The organism is Clostridium sp. MCC353, from assembly GCF_018785315.1.
Taxonomy (GTDB): domain Bacteria; phylum Bacillota; class Clostridia; order Lachnospirales; family Lachnospiraceae; genus CHH4-2.
The window spans coordinates 102,722-121,387 of record NZ_WQPN01000178.1 but is presented as its reverse complement, the minus strand read 5'-3'; the positions used below and the strand labels follow the sequence as shown (position 1 = coordinate 121,387).

The window sequence follows — 18,666 nt, the reverse complement described above, 5'->3', positions numbered from 1 at the left end:
GGATACAAGCGCAAAAGAGGCGACCAAAAATAAATCGCCCCGCCTTTAAAAATGTCCTTGACAAGGGGTACAGTTCAAACAGACCGGGCGGCGCGGAATCCAGCGGTGATGAAAACCGGCTTCCAACCGTAAGTGAAACTAAGACCACAGGGGTGGAAAAAGACGGTCCGATGCCCATTCACGGTGAACTCTTTATGGACTTCACCGTTCAGGGGCATCTCAGAAACCGATTTGGATTTCAGTTTCTGCCCGTCTTTTTCCACCCCTGCGGCCTAAGTTTCACTAACGATTTCCAGACGGCTTTCATCACCGCTGGATTCCGCGCCGCCCGCTCTGTTCCGGTCCCCCTGTCCACCAGCCGCCGCCTCTCCCCGCTTTCCCGCTGGTTTTCTCAGGTTTAATAAATTATATATAATTTTTCGCTAGGATAGTAGCGGCTGGGAGGAAATATTTTACACAAAATTTTGTTTGTACTTCAGGAAAACCAGTTCCCTACTCAGAACTTTGGAAATCTTCTCCCCACAACCAGCCAATACACAGCCGGGAAGGAAGGGGGCGCCGGGCGGGAGACGGAACAGGGATCGGGGATCGTATGGAACCCCTTAGAAATACTTGGACCCCAGGGGCGGAAAGAGGCAGGTACAAACTGACAACCGAATCAGTTTGTAAGGCGTCCCCTGAGCAGTAAAGTCATGAGGAGTTTACTGCGAATGGGCGCCGGCCTGCCTCTTTCCGCCCCTGGGGTCCTAGTATTTCTTAGGGGCGAATCCCGAATTCCCGATCCCTGTTCCGTCTCCCGCCCGGCGGCCCCTTCCTTCCCGGCGTTACTTACTCGCTTAAAAAGAATTTATCCTTCCTTTCTCTTAAAAAGCGGATAATTCCTCACCAAATTCATAAAATCCACCTCCGCCTCACTGAACGCCAGCGTTTTGCTGTGGATCATCGCATTGATCCGCTCCAGCCGCGGAGTTATGGAATAGTAGCAGATTTCCAGGCCTAAGGTGGTGTCCGCGCAGGAGGATGGGATGAAGGCCACGCCTAAGTTGTGGGAAACCATGTTCCTTACCGTGTTCATATTGCTGATTTCACATATGATGCTGGGCGTAAAATTGCAGGCAGCCAGGTTCCGGTCGATCATTCCGCGGAAACTGGAGGTCTGTTTGGTTAATATAAAGTTTTCTTTTTCAAACTGACGGACCAGGTCGATCAGGTCCATGTGCCCGATTCCCTCCGGTTTGGGGTGTGTTTCAAAATAGGCATTCTGTTGGGAAATGGCGAAATACAGTTCTTCATACCTGAGAATCTCACCATATCCCTGGAGCGCATCGATGGAATCAGTGGTTATGATGGCGATATCGATCTCCCCGTCCGTGACCAGCTTTTTGAGAAGCCGGTGGTTTTCTTCAAATATCTCGATTGTGATCTCAGGATGTTTTTCCCGGAACTGTGTTGTGAGAGTTGTCATCAAGGTATTGCCCCAAATGGAGTTGATCCCCACTTTTATATGGGTGGGGCTGGAAAGTCCGGCAATATCCCGGATCAGGTTATTTTTCAGAGAGATGACCTTCTGGGCGCACTCAAGGTAAAGCTGTCCCGCCGGGGTCAGGGTCATATTGCCCTTTTGGCGGTAAAACAAAGGGGTTCCCATCTCTTCCTCCAGTCTCGATAAATACTGGCTTAGGGAGGACTGGGATACAAAAAGCTGCTCTGCCGCTTTATTCATATTCCGCTGTTTGGCGATCTCTATAAAATAGGTAAGTTGTTTTGTATTCATTGTATTTATCCTTTTAATAAGTTTTTTAAAGATTGGTACATAAGAAAAAGTGATCAAAACATCAATTTTAAATATTTGTGTAAAAGATATACGAGCCCTATAATGGGTATAAGATATTTGTGCAAAACGACACAAAGATGTTAAGGAGGAGTGGATAGCAGTTATAAAAATCTATAATAATATGCGGATTACATACCATTATTTATTCTGATTATTATAGCAGAAATCAAAAGCATTGAGAAGTATTGTTAAGCAAGAAAGAAAAAATGCAGTAACAGTTCAGATAGGTCTGAACTGTTACAAAATGCAGACAGAAGAGAGGAGAAACGTTTATGGGGTCTTATATAGCGAAGCGGACAGGACAGATGATTTTAATCATTTTCCTGATATCCATTTTTATCTTTATGCTGGTTTCCCTGATTCCCGGCGATCCGGTGTACGCCATGCTGGGAGAAGAGGTGTCACCGGAGGAATACCAGAGAGTGTATCTGGAACTGGGGCTGGATAAACCGATTATCGTCAGGTATTTCAGCTGGCTGTTCAATGCCCTTCAGGGAAACCTGGGCATGTCCACACAGTTCCATAAAAATACCGCCGAAGTGCTGGCAGAACGGATTCCGATCACATTGTTTTTATCGTTTGCCGCATTTTTAATCAGCATCCCGCTGGGTGTATTTTTCGGAGTTGTGAGTGCGGTAAAAAGAGGAAAAACAGCGGATATGGTAGTTACCCTTCTGGCCAACATCACCGCATGCCTTCCTCAGTTCTGGATCGGCCTTTTAGTGATGTTTGTATTTTCCATGAAACTGGGCTGGCTTCCCTCTTATGGTTTTACATGGCCCTGGGATGATTTTGCCACCAGCATGAAACAGCTTGTGATGCCGCTGTTCTGTCTGGCCCTTGGCGGAATTGCCACGGTAACAAGGCAGACCCGTTCCAGTATGCTGGAAGTAATCCGTCAGGACTATGTGAGGACGGCCCGTTCCAAAGGTTTGACAGAGAAAAAGGTCATTTTCATCCATGCGCTGAAAAATGGTCTGATACCCGTTATTACCATCCTGGGAATGAGGCTGGGAGCCATGCTTGGCGGTTCCATGTTCGTGGAATCCGTATTCTCGATTCCGGGAATGGGATCTCTGTTTGTTAAGGCCATCACCTCCCGTGACATTCCGGTAGTACAGGCCTGTGTACTGGTAACAGCGCTGGTTGCATGTACGGTCAATCTGATCACCGATATCCTTTATGCAGTGGTTGACCCGCGGATCCGTTTGGAATAAGCGGCAGAGCAGAATAGGAGGAAGATGATGAAGAATATAAAACTCAAGAAATTTTTTGGAGCCATGTTCTCCAGAAAGATAGTTGTTTTTGCATTTGTGGTGGTGGTGCTGTTTATCTTTACCGCGGTATTCGCCCCTCTCATTACACCTTATGACCCCAATTACGCGGACTTTGCGGCTTATCTTGCGAAACCGTCGGGGGCTCACTGGCTGGGAACCGATTCTTACGGCCGTGATGTTCTGAGCCGGATTATATTCGGCGCAAGGGTCAGCCTGATTATCGGTGTGCTGGCGGTGGTGATCGCCTGCGCCATCGGAACATTTTTAGGCATGGTGGCCGGTTATTTCGGAGGAATCGTGGATGACGTGATCAACCGTATGACAGAAGCGATCCGGGCCATTCCTCAGGTTGTGCTGGCAATGGCGCTGACGGCGGTGTTCGGCAGCGGAATCCGCAACCTGGCAATTATCCTCGGAATCTCATCCATGGCCGGTTATGTGCGTATGATGAGAGGACAGGTAATGTCCATCAAACAGTCGGATTACATTATGGCTGGAAAACTTCAGGGAAACAGCAACTTTCAGCTGATGTTCAAACACATCCTGCCCAACAGCATTTCCCCGATCATCGTTATGATGACCCAGCAGGTGGGCACAACCATCCTTTCGGAGGCAGGTTTAAGCTTCCTGGGGCTTGGAATCAGCGCGCCGACAGCTTCCTGGGGAAGCATGGTGAGCGAGGGACGTTTGTTCCTGCTCCAGAGCCCGGCATTTGCGCTGGCGCCTGGAATCTGTGTGGCGATACTGGTTATCTGTCTGAACATGCTGGGAGACGGAGTGCGTGACGCTTTGGATCCAAGGCTCAGAGGCGAGATCTAAAAGGAGGAAGAGGGAATGACGAAACATTTGCTGGAATTAAAAGGAATCCGCACCAGCTTCCGTACAGACGGGAAACAGGTTCAGGCAGTGGACGGGGTGTCCATGTATCTGAATCCCGGAGAGATCATCGGAATCGTTGGGGAATCGGGCAGCGGCAAGTCGGTGACAATGATGAGCATGCTTCAGCTTATCAGCCCGCCGGGCAAGGTCAACGGCGGAGAAGTTTACATAGACGGAAGCGACAAAAATATGCTGGACTATGACGCCCAGAGTGAAGAAATGCGCCATATGAGAGGCGGGAAGGTCAGCATGATCTTCCAGGAGCCCATGACATCGCTGAATCCGGTGCTGACCATCGGATACCAGATTCAGGAAAACATCATGCTTCATTTGAAATTGAACAAGGAAGAGGCAAAAGCCAGAACCATAGAGATGCTGAAAATGGTAAATATCCCGGATGCGGAACAGCGGTTCCACTATTATCCGCAGCAGTTTTCCGGCGGTATGAGGCAGAGGATCATGATCGCCATGGCCATGTCTTCACAGCCCCAGGTTCTGGTGGCGGATGAGGCCACAACCGCCCTGGATGTAACCACCCAGGCCCAGTTATTGGAAATGATCCGCGATATCGCGAAAAAGACCAATACAGCCGTAGTGATCGTTACCCATAACCTGGGAATTGTAGCAAGGTTTGCGGAACGGATTTACGTTATGTATTCCGGCAGCGTGGTGGAGACCACCGCGGCAGGAGAATTGTTTGCGAAGCCGGAACATCCATATACAAGGGCGCTGTTAAGAGCGATTCCACGGCTGGACGATCCCAAGGACCGTATCCTGATCCCCATTGACGGACTTCCGCCAAACCCGGCTTCCCGGCCTGAGTACTGTCCTTTCTATGACAGATGTGAATACCGGGCAGACCGCTGTAAAGAGAGTAAAAAACCGGAACTGGCTGAGATTTCCCCGGGACATTTCTGCGCCTGCCTGCTGACGGAAGAAGAAAAAGTTCAGAAAGCAGAGGAAATTGCGAAGAAAGAGATTAAAAAGGCGCCGAAATCCGTGATCCAGCCCGTCAACTGTCTGGAAGTGAAGAATGTAAGGAAGTATTTCCCGGTTTACAAAGGGCTGATGAGGAAAAAGGTGGGCGAAGTCAAAGCCATCGAAGAGATCACCTTCCACGCCAGAAAAGGGGAGACCCTGGGAATCGTAGGCGAGAGCGGATGCGGCAAAACAACCCTGGCCCGCTGTATCATGAGGGTTTACCAGCCGGAGGAAGGGGAAATCCTGTTTAACGGCACGGATATCGCCAACTTTACGGATAAGCAGATGGCTCCATACCGTTCCAAGATCGCTATGATCTTCCAGGATCCATTTTCTTCCCTGGACCCGAGGCAGACGGCAGAGGCCATTGTAGGGGAATCTCTGAAGCTTCATAAACTGGTTAAGAGCAAAGAAGAGTATGACCAGCGTGTGGACGAACTGTTCCGAATTGTAGGCCTGGACCCGGAATTAAAAGGGCGTGTACCCCATGAGTTCTCCGGCGGCCAGAGACAGAGGATCGGAATTGCCCGGGCTTTGTCTTCCAACCCGGATATGATTATCTGTGACGAGCCCATATCCGCCCTGGATGTGTCAATCCAGGCGCAGATCATCAACCTGCTGGAGGAACTGCAGGCGAAATTGGGCCTGACTTATCTGTTCATCGCCCATGACCTTGCGGTGGTAAAACACATCAGCGACCGGATTCTGGTTATGTATCTGGGACGGGTTGTGGAGATTGCGGAGTGTGAGGAATTGTATGAAAATACCCTTCACCCATATACAAAGGCCCTGTTATCCGCTGTGCCGGTAGCCGATCCGGCGGTGGAGGCTGTCAGAGAACGGGTTGAAATCCGCGGCGAGGTGCCAAGCCTTACCAAACGTCCGTCCGGATGTCCGTTCCACGACAGATGCGACCGGGCGACAGAACGCTGCAAGCAGGAAGTTCCTAAGCTGATGGATGCGGGAAATGGGCATCAGGTGGCATGTTTCTTATATGAAAAATAGAGATAATAATGAACTTATAACGGCAGAAGCTGTTATAAAAATATAAGGAGGTTTACTATGAAAAAAACAAAGAAAGCATTAGCGTTATTGATGGCAGCGGCTATGGCAGTTACCGGGCTGGCAGGATGTTCAAAATCTGAACCGGCGTCTTCAGCAGGAACGCCTGCGGCAACTACGGCAGCAGCAGGCGGGACAACGGCAGCAGGGGAGACATCAGCGGCAGGAGGCGAATCCTCAGCCGCCCAGGCAGCGCCGGAAGCTGCCGGAAAACAGGCCGGCGGCAGCATTAAGATTTCTACGCCTCAGCCCCTGACCACATTCTTCATGCCTCAGTCTTCTTCCACCGGCGACCGTTTTACAGCGGCCCCTGTTCTGGAATCCCTGGGACGTGTGGATAAAGACGGTAATTATTACCCATGGCTGGCGGAAGAATTCGTGACTGATCCGGATGCGCTTACCTTTACAATCAAACTTCGTGACGGCGTGAAATTCCACGATGGTTCCGTATGTGACGCGGAAGCGGTTGCGTGGAACATCCAGCAGTATATCGACAATGGGAAAGCCAGTGAGATCGGAAGCCCCGAAAAAGTGGAAGTGGTGGACAATCTTACAGTTAAGATCCAGTATAAAGAATGGGCCAATAACTGGGATAATGTAATCAGCGACATTTTCATCTGCTCCAAAGAGGCTTATGATAAAAATGGAGAAGAGTGGTGCAAGATCAACTGCGTGGGTACAGGTCCTTTCGAATTCGTGTCCTATGTAGCCGATAACTCAGTAAAATACAAAAAGAATGAGAATTACCGTATTGAAGGACAGCCTTATGTAGATGAGCTAGAAATCGACATCATCACAGACCTTAATACACGTGTATCTTCTCTTATGAACAAAGAAGTAGACGTTGCCATGAAGTTTGAGAACAGCGAAATCATCAATACCATCAAAATGGCAGGATTTGAAAGCATCGGCCAGAGAAATGCCAACGTAGCGGATATTAAGCACATCATCTGGAACAGCAAGAGCGACAAACATCCTATGGGAGACTTAAAAGTCCGTCAGGCAATTATGCACTGTATTGACTGGGACAACGTGGCTCTCACATTATCAGGCGGTTTAGGCGAGGCAACCCCTCTGTTCTGTACCAAAGATTCCTGGGCTTACAGTCCGGATGCCGAATTCTATGAATTCAATGTGGAATTAGGAAAACAGATGCTGGCAGAAGCCGGATATCCTGATGGATTCAGCACCAAAATCTATACAAACTCACAGAATACCGATACGGCAACCGCATTCCAGGCATGTTTAAAATTACTCAATATCGATGCGGCAGTGGAAACTCTGGACAGCTCCGCCCTGGCAGCTATGCAGAAAGAAGATGACATCGACGGATTTATCGCAAACCGTGGAGCCAGCAAAATGGATTTCACCAACAACTATATCCGTCTGTATTCCTCAGAAGGTATTAAGAACCATGGAATCATGCTCCGCCCTGCAGAATTTGAAGAACCGTTATTCGCGGCAAGAGCGGCAAAGACCATTGAAGAGAAGAAAGAAAATCTGCAGAAAGCATCAAAAGCCCTGGTTCAGGATTATGTAATGATCACCCCAATGAGCGTTGTATATTATCAGACATTTGCACAGCCAAATGTGAAAGATATCGGTATTTACAGTGTGAACCTGGAGCAGTGGACACCGGAAGCAATGTATATTGCAGAATAAAAAACAATAAGATTGGAGAACAGGAACATGTTAGGAACTAAAATTCGTGTACAGCATAAGGTTATATCAGACTATACGGATGAACAGCTTTTATTTTTAACACAAATGGGCGTGAAATATGTCTACGTTATGTTTAAAGATGAGCATACGGACTATGATTCAGTGATGCGTTTTATGGAAAGGCTTGATAAATTCGGCCTGGTGGCAACCGATGCGGGAAATACTGCCATTTATAAAAATGCGGCCATGCATCTGGCTCTTCCTGGGCGGGATGAAGCGATTCAGCGCTATAATGACTTTAACAGGGTTCTTGGAAAAGCGGGCATCCGTATCGTCTATATGACATGGGAACCAAACCAGGTGCTTACCACGCGTTTTGGCGTAGGGGAACATACAAGAGGCGCAATCGGCAGAATTGTGGACATCAAAGAGCTGGAAACACATCCATACAGCCATGGAAGACTGTTTACAAAGGAAGAGATGTGGGATAATTTCAAATATTTCTTAGACCGTGTTCTGCCGGTCTGCGAAGAAGCCAATGTAAAGATTGCCCTTCATCCTAACGATCCTCCAGTGGCCTGCCTGAAGGGAATCAGCAACCTGATCACTTCGGCGGAAGATTATAAACATGCCTTCGAACTGGCAGGAAACAGCCCTTATCTGGGCATGAAAATGTGTATCGGATGCTGGCTGGAAGGCGGAGATGCATTTGGAAATGTTCTGGAAGACATTAAGTATTTTGTGGAACAGAAGAAAGTCCTGATCGTGCATTTCCGCAATGTCAGCGGTACTGTGCCATATTTTGAGGAGACGCTGTTAGAAGACGGCTATATGGATATGTACAAGGTGATGAAACAGTTTGTTTCCTGCGATTATGACGGAATGATGCATGTGGACCATGTTCCGATTTATGCTCAGTCCTGCGGCGGGGAAGATTCTTCTGTGGCCTACAGCCTGGGTTATATGAAAGCATTGCTGAACTGTGCAATTGCAGAAGTTAATAAATAAAAGGTATAAAAAGAGGGCGCCGCTCAATCATCAGATCAGATGATTGGGCGGCGCCCTTTTTACGGCATTGATTCCGCCGTTTCGTTACCTATCGTCTTCCAAATTGTCTGCCCAATTACTGGTTTTTCTTTTTGCTTTCCGCAAACTCTTCCTTAACTTTATCCATAAGTCCATCCGTCATGATCAGATCATAAGCCGCTCCGGCAATCGCCTTAGCGCCATGGATCACGCAGTTATGAGCCGCTTCCGTCTTGCCTGCGTCCACATATTCCTGGGAGTGAGAAGGCGTTCCTTCCGGCACAAAGGCCACGCGGATACAGGAACCCGGGATTTCGTACATGACATTGCCGAAGTCTGTGGAGCCTGTTTTTTCCCTTGGAGGCGCTAATTGGACAGCGCCAGCCAGCTTCGCGTTCTCCATCAGCAGGTCATTTAAGAGAAGTACCGGAATCTTGTTGAAGAACGTGGTGCCTTTTACCATCTCGTATTCAACTCCGCCGATCAGAGCCGCCCCTTTGATAATATCCTGGAAACGGACTGTCACTTCCTCTAATGTTTTTTTGGAAAATGAACGGATTGAGAAATCGCCCACCGCCTTTACCGGAACCACATTGGCAGGCCCCGGAAGTTCGCCTATGGTGTAATGCATTCTCACATCATCGGGCACATGTTCCCTCAAAAACTCCACTCCCTGAAATGCGATCAAAAGCGCATCCAGGGCGCTTCTCCCTTTTTCAGGAGCTAAAGCCGCATGGGCTCTCTTGCCTGTAAATGTAACTGTGAAGCTGTTTTGAGCCAGGCATTTGATATCAGTGCATGTGTTAGGAGCGCCATGCATCATAAACGCCACGTCCAGTTCTCTAAAACAGCCGTTTTCTATCATGGCGCATTTGGAACCGAAAGTTTCTTCCGCAGGCGTGCCGTAAACGATCAGTTGGAACGGCCGCTCCGTTTCCATGTTTTTTAACGCAATGGCGGCGCCCAGACAGGAAGGCCCCTGCATATGATGGCCGCAGCCATGGCCTAAACCTTTCAGCCCGTCATACTCGCAGAGGATGCCGATCACCGGTCCGCCCTCTCCGTGGCTGTAAGAGGCGCGGAAGGCTGTTTTAAATCCGCCAACTCCCATTTCAACAGAAAAGCCCTGTTCTTTCAGATAATCGGTCAGAAGACCGGCGGCCATCACTTCTTCGCCGTCGTATTCCGGATTGTCGAAAATGGTATCCGACATGGAAATCAACCGCTCTTTCTGAACATCAACCGCATTAAATAATTGTTCTTTCACTAATTTCTCTCCCTTCAGACTTTACATTTACATTGGGCCGAATTTCATCGCCTGGGCTATCATCAGAAGTACGGCTCCGATTGCCAGCCAGATTAAGAACATCTTCCACATGAATTTCATCCAGCGGTCATATGGAATATTAGACGCGCTGATAATGCCCATAAGAGCTGTGGAAGTAGGAAGAATGTAGTTACAGAAACCGTCGCCAAAGTTGAACGCCAGGATAGCGGTCTGACGGGTCATGCCGATTAAGTCCGCCAAAGGCGTCATGATGGGCATAACAGCGGCCGCCTGTCCGGAACCTGAGGTCAGGAACACATTGATAATCGTGTTGGCAATCAGCATGGCCGGAGCCTGAAGCACGGCCGGAACCACATTTAATCCGCTTGCAAGAGCGTGCACAACCGTATCGATGATCTTACCGTCTGTCATGATTCCGCTGATGGCCTGTGCAAGACCGATGATGATTGCCGCGGAAAGCATCTTTTTACATCCTTCCAAGAAGTATTTGGAGATAGTATTGGGGTCAAATCCTGCAATCGCGCCAACCACAATGGCCATTCCGATAAAGATAGCCGCTGTTTCCGGCATATCCCAGCCTTTATTCACGCTGCCGTATACAATCGCTACCAGGGATGCGATTAAGGTCAGGATGATGAGGATCTTTCTGAGATCAATGGTTCCAAATGAATCCAGGTCCCCGCCTGTATTCAGCTCATTCTCCTTGTCCAGGTCATACATAGGGCTGACGGTTGGATCTTTCTTAACCTTTAAAGCATATTTAATCAGATAAATATTCGTTATTATGTAGTAAACAGCAAAGCAGACCGCCCGGTAGCCGATGCCGGAATACAGCGGAAGTTCTGCGATCTTCTGTGCAACAACTGTGGTGCTGGGGTTTAATGTACCGGTTGAGAAACCGATTGCCCCGCCGAGCAGAATGATGGCCGCGCCGGTGATGGAATCCAGCCCCATGGCCAGAGACATCATGACCATAACCGGTGCAAAAGCGATGAAAATATTAACGCCCTGTGTAGTACAAACAAGGCCGAAAATCAATGTGAGAATCGGGATAAATACATAAAGATTGTTTGAGAATTTCTTTGCCGCCTTGGCGATAACTGCCTGCAGTGCGCCTGATTCAGTCAGCATATGGAACGCGCCGCCTGAGAACAGGATCACCAGCAGCAAATCCACTCTCTTGATAAATGCTTTGACGATATAAAGAGGAATCAGAAAAATATTAACCGCGCTTCTGGGTAAATAATTAAATTGTGTTGGGTCAATGACTTTGATCCCCTGGGCATTTTCCACGCGCACGTACTCGCCCGCAGGAATAATCCATGTCATTAATACCGCAGCAACAATGATCGAGAATACGATGACAAAGCTGTGCGGCATTTTAAATCCTTTTTTCTTTGGTTTCATAGAACACCCTCCTAAAATAGTTTGATGTTCTAAGTATACATAAGAATTAATTCCAGCACCATTAGATAAATTTTAATGTTTGATTAGGTTTTCTTTATACAATTTATGCATATTTAATAATCACACCTGCAGTATTCCTTCAGGAGCTCAACCAAACGCTCTGCATAGGGCTGAAATACGAATCCCTTTTTGTATGCTATTACCAACCTGGAACAGTAGGGCTCTTTTCCGATCAGATAATAATTGATATGTTCAAACCGGTCCATGTTGCCGATATAACCAAGGCGGTTAAAACCCACCCCAAGGCCTTTTTCCACCATTGACATCACCGTTTCAAAATTGCTGATCTCTATGATGCGTCCCGGCTTGATCTGAACCTGTTCCATCAGCCGTTCCGCCGTTGTCCTCAGACTCTGCCCCTTTTGGGGAAGGATAAATGTCTCCCTGTCCAGACAGGCCACATCCAGGTGCTTATAACGGCTGCCCGGCATCTCAAATGCATATTGGTTCGCGCTGTGTCCGGCAGGAAGGGCAACCAGCACCTGCTCTTTTCCAATCTCAATATAATCGGATCCCGGCAGCTCGTCCTTATAAATGCAGACCATCAGATCAACCTGATTGTCCATATACATCTTAATCAGTTCGGAGTGGGTGCCTTCCCGGAATGTGAGTTCAATGTCCGGATATTCCTTTATAAACTGCTGCAGAATAAAGGGGGCTGTAGTGATCGCCCTGCGCATCTGGATTCCCACCCGGATATGTCCGTCCATCTTTCCCGACGCCATTTCTACCAGCTCGTCAAATTCTGCTTTCATCTCAAGCATCTTTTCCGCCCGCTTTACATACTCTTCACCGATGGGGGTGAGTATAAAACATTTGCCGGTCCGCTCAAACAGTTTCATCCCCAGATATTTTTCCAAATTGCTGATATACACGCTGAGAGCGGGCTGGGAAATATAAAGTTCCTCTGAAGCTTTTGAAATCGTCTGACACCGCGCTAATGTGCAGACGTATAACTGTTCTTTTAAATTCATGGAGATACCTCCTTTTGGTTATTTTACCACAAATGAAGGAAGAAGGGTTACGAATATGAAAGGCATTTATAATTTTACTATTGAATTTTTCATTTACAGTGCTATAATCTAACTATGGAAGTATAGCTCAGCTGGGATGAGCGTTCGCCTCACACGCGAGAGGTCATGGGTTCGAGCCCCATTACTTCCATTTTTTACTGCCCAAATTCAAAAGCAGCAGAAATAAGCAAAATGTCCTTTTGCGCTTTACGTTTTATTATAGTGTATTTGGGAACTGATTTGAATTAAAACTACAAACATTTGATTGTTTGTGCAAAAATGATCCCCGCCCGGAAAGGCGGGGCCTATGAAAATAGATATGATAGATTTAAAGCATCAGATTGTACTTATTGAGCATCTCTTTCCGGTAATCCGCATCCGCTGTCAGGCGTTCCAACGGATTTTCGATACCATCCGCCATCATTTTGGCGATCAGCGTGAGCATAATATTTGCGCCTTCTTCTAATATCTCCTTACGGCGTTCTTCCATCTCATCTTCCATATATTCCGCCAGGGTCATATACTTCACCTCCAAATTCCGGTCTGCCTTTAACCGGCTGATTTTATCATGGATTCTTGTGACGGTTTCATCCTTGATGTCATTGACATAAGTATCAGTGGTTTCTTCTATATAATGAAGAAAATGGATCAGCTCCTGGGGAACACCGGCCGGGTCTTTTCCTTTGGTATTAAGGAAAATCTTCCAAGTCTCATCGCCAAGCGCCTCCCCGGTTTCTACGCATCGGTTTTCAAATGTATACCGGTATTTTCCGGCAGAAAAAGGATCAAATGTGCAGATGAAAATCACATAACACGGTTTTAAATCCGAAAAATCCTCTCCCGGCTTTAATGAAACGATGTCCATCTCCGCCTGATGATAGCGGCTGCGCTTTGCCAAGTTTCCCCTGTTTTGATTCTGCATCTCTATATTATAGGATACTTCCGCCTCATCTAAGGCATATACGTCCATCCGTATGCATCTGAAATCCGAGCTGAACAGCATTGTCCTCTCTGTCTTTACAACGACCTCTGAAATTGCCGTCCCGAGAATTAACTCTAAAATCATACGGCAGATTTCCGGATCCTCTAAAGCGGTTGCAAAGAGAAAGGAATTATTTAAATCCAACTCCTGAAATGTCTTTTTTTGAGCCATAACTCCTCCTGGTTTCTGTATGGCGCTCAAGACATTCTGCTTATAGTTAAATTATACGTTTTGATAGGGGGATTTGCAATATTTTAAATTAAAAATATCGTATTTTTATGATAAAAGTGGAAACACCGGATGGTGATATGCCTGTATTGAAACATTTACAGAGCTATTCTGAAAAAACAGGAGGAAAAGATTGTGCAAGAATTAAATAAAAAAGCTTCCGAAAACATCGGAAACTTCATAAGTTCTATAAAATAAAGAAGAGCGCGAGACGGGACTCGAACCCGCGACCCCGACCTTGGCAAGGTCGTACTCCACCAACTGAGCCACTCGCGCATAAGCAAAATATAATATAGCACAGATTCAAAAATCTGTCAAGCGGGTGATGGGAATCGAACCCACGTATCTAGCTTGGAAGGCTAGTGTTCTACCATTGAACTACACCCGCGAGGAACTCTTAAAGTATTCAATGCACTCCAAAGAGTACAATGCCTTGGACCGGAATCGAACCAGTGACACGAGGATTTTCAGTCCTCTGCTCTACCAACTGAGCTACCAAGGCATAACCACCGCGACTTGCGACATCGATAATTTTACTTTATAATGCTGGCTTTGTCAAGATCAAATTTAATATTTTTTAGAAAAAATGTGGCTGTTCACAGTCCCTCATTGGAAAATCCGGCAGGCCGGAGGGACTGGGAACAATAACGAAAGACTGCGATAGTTTAGAGATCCCACGTTTTAACCGAAAAAGCAGGCCAGGAAGCATTGGAGAAAAATTCTATGTAGTCTCATGTGAAATACTGTCACATCTTGTCTTTATTTGCTATAATGTTCCATATGAATTGAATGATTGTATAAAACAATCATCTCCAGAAAGGATATATAACTATGTATTGCTCAAATTGTGGAAAAGAATTACCGGATGGCACCAGATTTTGCCGTTATTGCGGATTTCAGCAGGAGGATGTTCCGGCTTCACCGCCTCCGGGCCCCCAGCCTGCCGCCCCGCCCGAACCGCCCAAACCGCCTAAAAAAACTTTGAAAATAGTTTTGCTCACAACTACATTTTTTCTCGTAATCGCCGCCGCGGTCATTTTGACCCCATTTCTTATGCAGAAAGTCAGCCAAAAACGCTATGAAATGAAGATGGCTGCCGGGCAGCGCTATCTGGATGAGATGGATTATGAACAGGCTGTTATCGCTTATAAGGCCGCTATTAAAATCGATCCCAGGAATCTGGACGCGTACATAGAACTTTCCGATGTCTATCTGGCTCAGGACGATCCGGAAGCTGCAGCCGATATATTGGAACGTGCAGTGGACATTGTCACTTCAGGCTATGAAAACCAGGAAGATATCACAGGCGACAGCCGGGCTGTTTTGACGAAACTGGCGGATATCCGCACAGAAGAAAATGACTTTTCCCGGGCCCGTGATATTTACGAAATCGGGAAAAAATATCTTCCGAAACACGATTGGGATTCTGAAGAAGAGCACCTGACGGAAAGTGAACGGGAACTCTATCAGAATTATATTGTAAATACCCTGGTTCCGGCTTATGGCTTGGCAAAACTGGATGAGAGCATTTACAATTCCTATGTGTGGCAGGATAATTTCTGGGATCCGGCTCCATTTACAGGACTTGTCAGCGTTGTAATCAATGATCTGGATGGGGATTCCTCTCTCGATATGGCTGCTGTTGTCAGCCGGGCTGATGAACAGACGGGCGGAGACGGCAGTTATACTTACAGCAATAAGTCATTTGACCTGTACCTGTATCAATTGGAAAATGGAGCAGTTGCAGAAAAGCACAGCGTAAAAGATGCAGGCGTTCTGGAGGACCAGTGCTTCGGTTTTATCACTGCGGCCAACTATGAGAGCGGTTCGAAACCCTATCTGTGCATCAGAACCAGCGCCGGAACCTATATGGAATATTCCTATGACGAGATCCGCATTTATCAGGTTGTGGACAGCCAATTCCAGCTTCAGACCGGATTCCGATACGTTTTCAGCGAAAGTGAAAGCCTGACTGAACTGAAAAATTCCGGAGAACCGGTGAATCTCCGCTATATTACCCATTGGGGCACTGTAGATGAAGATGGCCGTGATGTGGGTACGGATACAGGCAATTCCGGCGAATACGATTCCATGACAGAAGCTATGGATTATGTAGAACAGACTTTGCATAAATATGATGCATCTAAATACTGGGATCTTTACAGCGATACGGTGATAGATACCCTGAAAAATGAAGGTTCACTGGCAGGGGCCTATACGGTCAGAGACGTCATGAATAACTCCGACACCAATTATATTGTAAGAGTTTACGACAACAGCGAACTTCGCGCAGTAGTTGAAAAAGGCCGGGTGGATCTTCTGAAATCCATTTCAGCAAAGCCCGCACTCATCAATGAAAAGAAAATAACAAATGTCCTTAAAAACAGCGCCGGCATTGAAATCTGCAATATTGACCTCTCCTATCCGGAAGTCATGCCGGTTAAAGGTTTGGAGGGAATCGATAAGATTAATACATATTTCAGATCGATGAACCAGGAACTTCACGACAGCATGGTTGAAACTGTTAGACAAGACAGTGATGAATACGCTATCCCTTACCCATACGAGCAGTTGGGCACCTATTCCATCGGCCTGAATACGGGAAAAGTGCTGGGAATCATTGTTAACAGCTATGATTATTATGGAGGCGCCCACGGATATGATGCGCTCACATATTACAATTTTGATATGTACTCGGGCTTAATGCTGACCCTTTCCGACATTTCCACCGATCCGGTTCAGTTCCAGTCATTTTTGAAGCAGGAAATCCTCAATCAGATATGGGCAAACAATGATACCGAAGGAATGTTCCCGGAATACCGGACCACGCTTCAGAACTATGATCTGAATACAAACTGGCTTTTGGACGAAACTGGCTTCACATTTGTATTCAATGCTTATGAACTGGGCAGCTATGCTGCGGGGCGGTTTACCTATACAGTTCCTTATGAAAGCTGTGGGGCTTACCTGAATGGGTATGGGAAGGCTGTTGTAAAATAGGGATTTGATTATCAGGGGTTACGCAGAAAAGCGGGGAGGGAGGAAGGCCGGGGCGCGGACGCGGGGAAACAAGCGATACAGGGATCTGATTCCAACCGTTAAGTGGAACTAAGGCTTTCAGCAGAAAAGAAGGCGGTCCGATGCCCATTCACGGTAAACTCCTGATGACTTTACCGTTCAGGGGCATCTCAGACACTGATTCGGAATTCAGTGTCTGCCCGCCTTCTTTTCTGCTGAAAACCTAAGTTCCACTAAACGGTTTCCACAGGATCCCTGTATCGCTTGTTTCCCCGCGCCCGCGCCCCGGCCTTCCTCCCTCCCCGCTTTTCTGCTGGTTTTCTCTGGAGCTGGGGATTTAAAAACTATTTTAAAATTGTATATTTATTTTAACTAAAACGTTAAGGGGTTTTTGAAAATGTTTTAAAAAGGTTGTCAAATAATTTCTGGGATGTTGTTTTAAAGCTGTTTTTAATTGGTGGTGTTGATTCCCAGCTTATTAGACGGATATGATATTTTTTTAAGGCTTCATCTGCTTTTATTCCTCCGTGACGGATTTCTCCATTCTCATGTTGATACGTATAATACACTTCTGAGAAATCTTGAGGGGGATGGGCGCGCCGGCCTAGTTCATCATCCATATAATAATGGCCGTTTCCGCCATAGAAATAGAATTTCAATATTTTATGGCCGGCATCATCTGTAATCTCTTCATTTTTTAAGTCTAATAATGGTATCTGTTCAACTTCTGTTATATGTCCGGTTTCTTCTGTGGTGTCTGAAGATTCGATTTCACTTTTAAGGTATGTGATCCATTTGCGGGACTGACCTGCTTCTGTTCGTTCGTAATATCCGTCAAACTTACATACCGCCGTATCTTCGATGGTTTTCACTTCGCCATTTAGTTCATATGTCAGAGTAAATGGAAATTCCCCATAGCAGATGGTTGGTTTTGGCGGGGTTGGCATGAGCGTAAGGCCCAGCCAGAGGCAAAGCCAGGGATATATAAAGATATAGAAAAAGACCGAAGCAGCAGCCATAAGCGCGATTCCAAAAACAATTAGAATTTTTTTGGGTTTAGTCATGTCTGACCTCCTGTTTCTATCCTGAAAGCCTTAGTTCCACTTAATGGCCGGAATCAGGTTACTGCCGCTGTTGGTCCGCCTCTTCCGCTGTGATGCAGGTTCCTCCGCCCCGGGGTCTCTTTCTTACAGGCGTTATCCCCGCTAATTACTTAAATAAAGATTTTCATAATTTATTTTACCGAAAACCGGTATCCAAGTCCGCGGACAGTTACGATATAGGCTGGTTTAGCAGGATTGTCTTCGATTTTATTCCGTATGCGGTTTACATAAACCATAATTGTGTTGTCGTCCACCGCAATGGTATCGCCCCATACGTGTTCATAGATGGCTTCTTTGGTAAATATCTGGTTTGGGTTCTGGAGAAACAGAAGGAGCAGGCTGCTTTCCTTTGAAGAAAGTACCAGTTCTTCGCCATTTTTATAGAAGCGCATGGTTGTGGTGTCGTAGGTAAATGGGCCGCAGGTCACGGTGTTCATCATCTGGCCTTTATCCCGCCTGATTAGGGCCTTTACCTTAGCCCCTACGATCAGAGGGCGGAAAGGCTTGGTGATGTAGTCGTCGGCGCCCAGAGAAAGACCGTATAAGGCGTCATAGTCCTCGTCCCGTCCGCTGATTATGATGACAGGGGTCTGAATGCCCTGTTTGCGGATGAGCTTGATCACCTCGAAACCTTCCATATCACCCAGCATAATGTCCATCAGTATCACATCATAGGTATTCTTTTTCAGCAGTTCCAGTGCCTCCTGCCCGCTGGACGCGCTGGCTGTTTCCAAATCATTGCTTTTCATCACCTTTTCCAAAAGGGTTCTGATCGCCGAATCATCATCTACAATTAAAACTTTATCCGCCATATTATAATATCCCTTGCATTATATGAATTTCGTT

At 46.8% G+C, this 18,666-nt stretch carries 14 protein-coding genes and 4 tRNA genes; 8 read left to right on the top strand and 10 right to left on the bottom strand.

Going from position 1 to position 18,666, the window contains the following annotated elements; genetic code table 11:
• Window positions 1-401, top strand: a 401-nt coding sequence (locus GPL15_RS27065; RefSeq protein WP_215701777.1) for a hypothetical protein, incomplete at its 5' end; no start/stop codon positions are given.
• Window positions 402-847: 446 nt separating this feature from the next.
• Here the strand turns inward: GPL15_RS27065 and GPL15_RS27060 are convergent.
• Entirely contained in the window at window positions 848-1,774 is a 927-nt protein-coding gene (locus tag GPL15_RS27060) for a LysR family transcriptional regulator (RefSeq protein WP_215701776.1), read from the bottom strand.
• Between the two features lie 332 nt (window positions 1,775-2,106).
• Here GPL15_RS27060 and GPL15_RS27055 point away from each other — a divergent pair, with 332 nt between their 5' ends.
• The 5 genes from GPL15_RS27055 to GPL15_RS27035 are packed head-to-tail and all read left to right on the top strand — an operon-like array spanning window position 2,107 to window position 8,703.
• Window positions 2,107-3,051 (top strand): ABC transporter permease, encoded by a 945-nt coding sequence (locus tag GPL15_RS27055; protein WP_215701775.1) that lies wholly within the window; start codon window positions 2,107-2,109, stop codon window positions 3,049-3,051.
• A gap of 27 nt (window positions 3,052-3,078) precedes the next feature.
• Window positions 3,079-3,930 (top strand): ABC transporter permease, encoded by an 852-nt coding sequence (locus GPL15_RS27050; RefSeq protein ID WP_252198657.1) that lies wholly within the window; start codon window positions 3,079-3,081, stop codon window positions 3,928-3,930.
• A gap of 15 nt (window positions 3,931-3,945) precedes the next feature.
• Window positions 3,946-5,976 carry an ABC transporter ATP-binding protein gene (locus GPL15_RS27045; RefSeq protein ID WP_215701773.1) on the top strand — a complete coding sequence of 677 codons (2,031 nt, stop codon included), beginning with the start codon at window positions 3,946-3,948 and terminating at the stop codon, window positions 5,974-5,976.
• A gap of 57 nt (window positions 5,977-6,033) precedes the next feature.
• Window positions 6,034-7,695: an ABC transporter substrate-binding protein gene (locus tag GPL15_RS27040; protein WP_215701772.1), complete on the top strand. Its 1,662-nt coding sequence runs from the start codon at window positions 6,034-6,036 to the stop codon at window positions 7,693-7,695.
• Window positions 7,696-7,722: 27 nt separating this feature from the next.
• A complete protein-coding gene (locus GPL15_RS27035) occupies window positions 7,723-8,703 on the top strand; it encodes a mannonate dehydratase (protein WP_215701771.1) in 981 nt (326 codons plus the stop codon).
• Window positions 8,704-8,818: 115 nt separating this feature from the next.
• Here the strand turns inward: GPL15_RS27035 and GPL15_RS27030 are convergent, their stop codons facing one another.
• The 3 genes from GPL15_RS27030 to GPL15_RS27020 form a co-directional block, all read right to left on the bottom strand.
• Window positions 8,819-9,988, bottom strand: coding sequence for a M20 family metallopeptidase (locus tag GPL15_RS27030; protein WP_346345055.1), 1,170 nt, complete (start codon window positions 9,986-9,988; stop codon window positions 8,819-8,821).
• Between the two features lie 27 nt (window positions 9,989-10,015).
• Entirely contained in the window at window positions 10,016-11,416 is a 1,401-nt protein-coding gene (locus tag GPL15_RS27025) for a Na+/H+ antiporter NhaC family protein (protein WP_252198656.1), read from the bottom strand.
• 113 nt (window positions 11,417-11,529) lie between these two features.
• Window positions 11,530-12,450, bottom strand: a complete 921-nt coding sequence (locus GPL15_RS27020; protein WP_215701770.1) for a LysR family transcriptional regulator — start codon at window positions 12,448-12,450, stop codon at window positions 11,530-11,532.
• A gap of 116 nt (window positions 12,451-12,566) precedes the next feature.
• Between GPL15_RS27020 and GPL15_RS27015 the strand changes: the two genes are divergently transcribed.
• Window positions 12,567-12,640 (top strand) — tRNA-Val (locus GPL15_RS27015).
• Between the two features lie 177 nt (window positions 12,641-12,817).
• Here GPL15_RS27015 and GPL15_RS27010 read toward each other — a convergent pair.
• From GPL15_RS27010 to GPL15_RS26995, 4 genes are all read right to left on the bottom strand, one after another.
• Window positions 12,818-13,642, bottom strand: coding sequence for an Rpn family recombination-promoting nuclease/putative transposase (locus GPL15_RS27010; RefSeq protein WP_215701769.1), 825 nt, complete (start codon window positions 13,640-13,642; stop codon window positions 12,818-12,820).
• A 260-nt stretch (window positions 13,643-13,902) separates the two neighbouring features.
• Window positions 13,903-13,975, bottom strand: a tRNA-Gly gene (locus GPL15_RS27005).
• 41 nt (window positions 13,976-14,016) lie between these two features.
• A tRNA-Gly gene (locus tag GPL15_RS27000) sits at window positions 14,017-14,087 on the bottom strand.
• A 41-nt stretch (window positions 14,088-14,128) separates the two neighbouring features.
• Window positions 14,129-14,201 (bottom strand) — tRNA-Phe (locus GPL15_RS26995).
• A gap of 329 nt (window positions 14,202-14,530) precedes the next feature.
• Between GPL15_RS26995 and GPL15_RS26990 the strand changes: the two genes are divergently transcribed.
• Complete coding sequence (locus GPL15_RS26990) at window positions 14,531-16,699, top strand: DUF3298 domain-containing protein (protein ID WP_215701768.1); 2,169 nt, start codon at window positions 14,531-14,533, stop codon at window positions 16,697-16,699.
• Window positions 16,700-17,097: 398 nt separating this feature from the next.
• Here the strand turns inward: GPL15_RS26990 and GPL15_RS26985 are convergent, their stop codons facing one another.
• Window positions 17,098-17,781, bottom strand: coding sequence for a hypothetical protein (locus GPL15_RS26985; protein WP_215701767.1), 684 nt, complete (start codon window positions 17,779-17,781; stop codon window positions 17,098-17,100).
• 170 nt (window positions 17,782-17,951) lie between these two features.
• Complete coding sequence (locus GPL15_RS26980; protein WP_215701766.1) at window positions 17,952-18,632, bottom strand: response regulator transcription factor; 681 nt, start codon at window positions 18,630-18,632, stop codon at window positions 17,952-17,954.
• Window positions 18,633-18,666 lie beyond the last annotated feature (34 nt).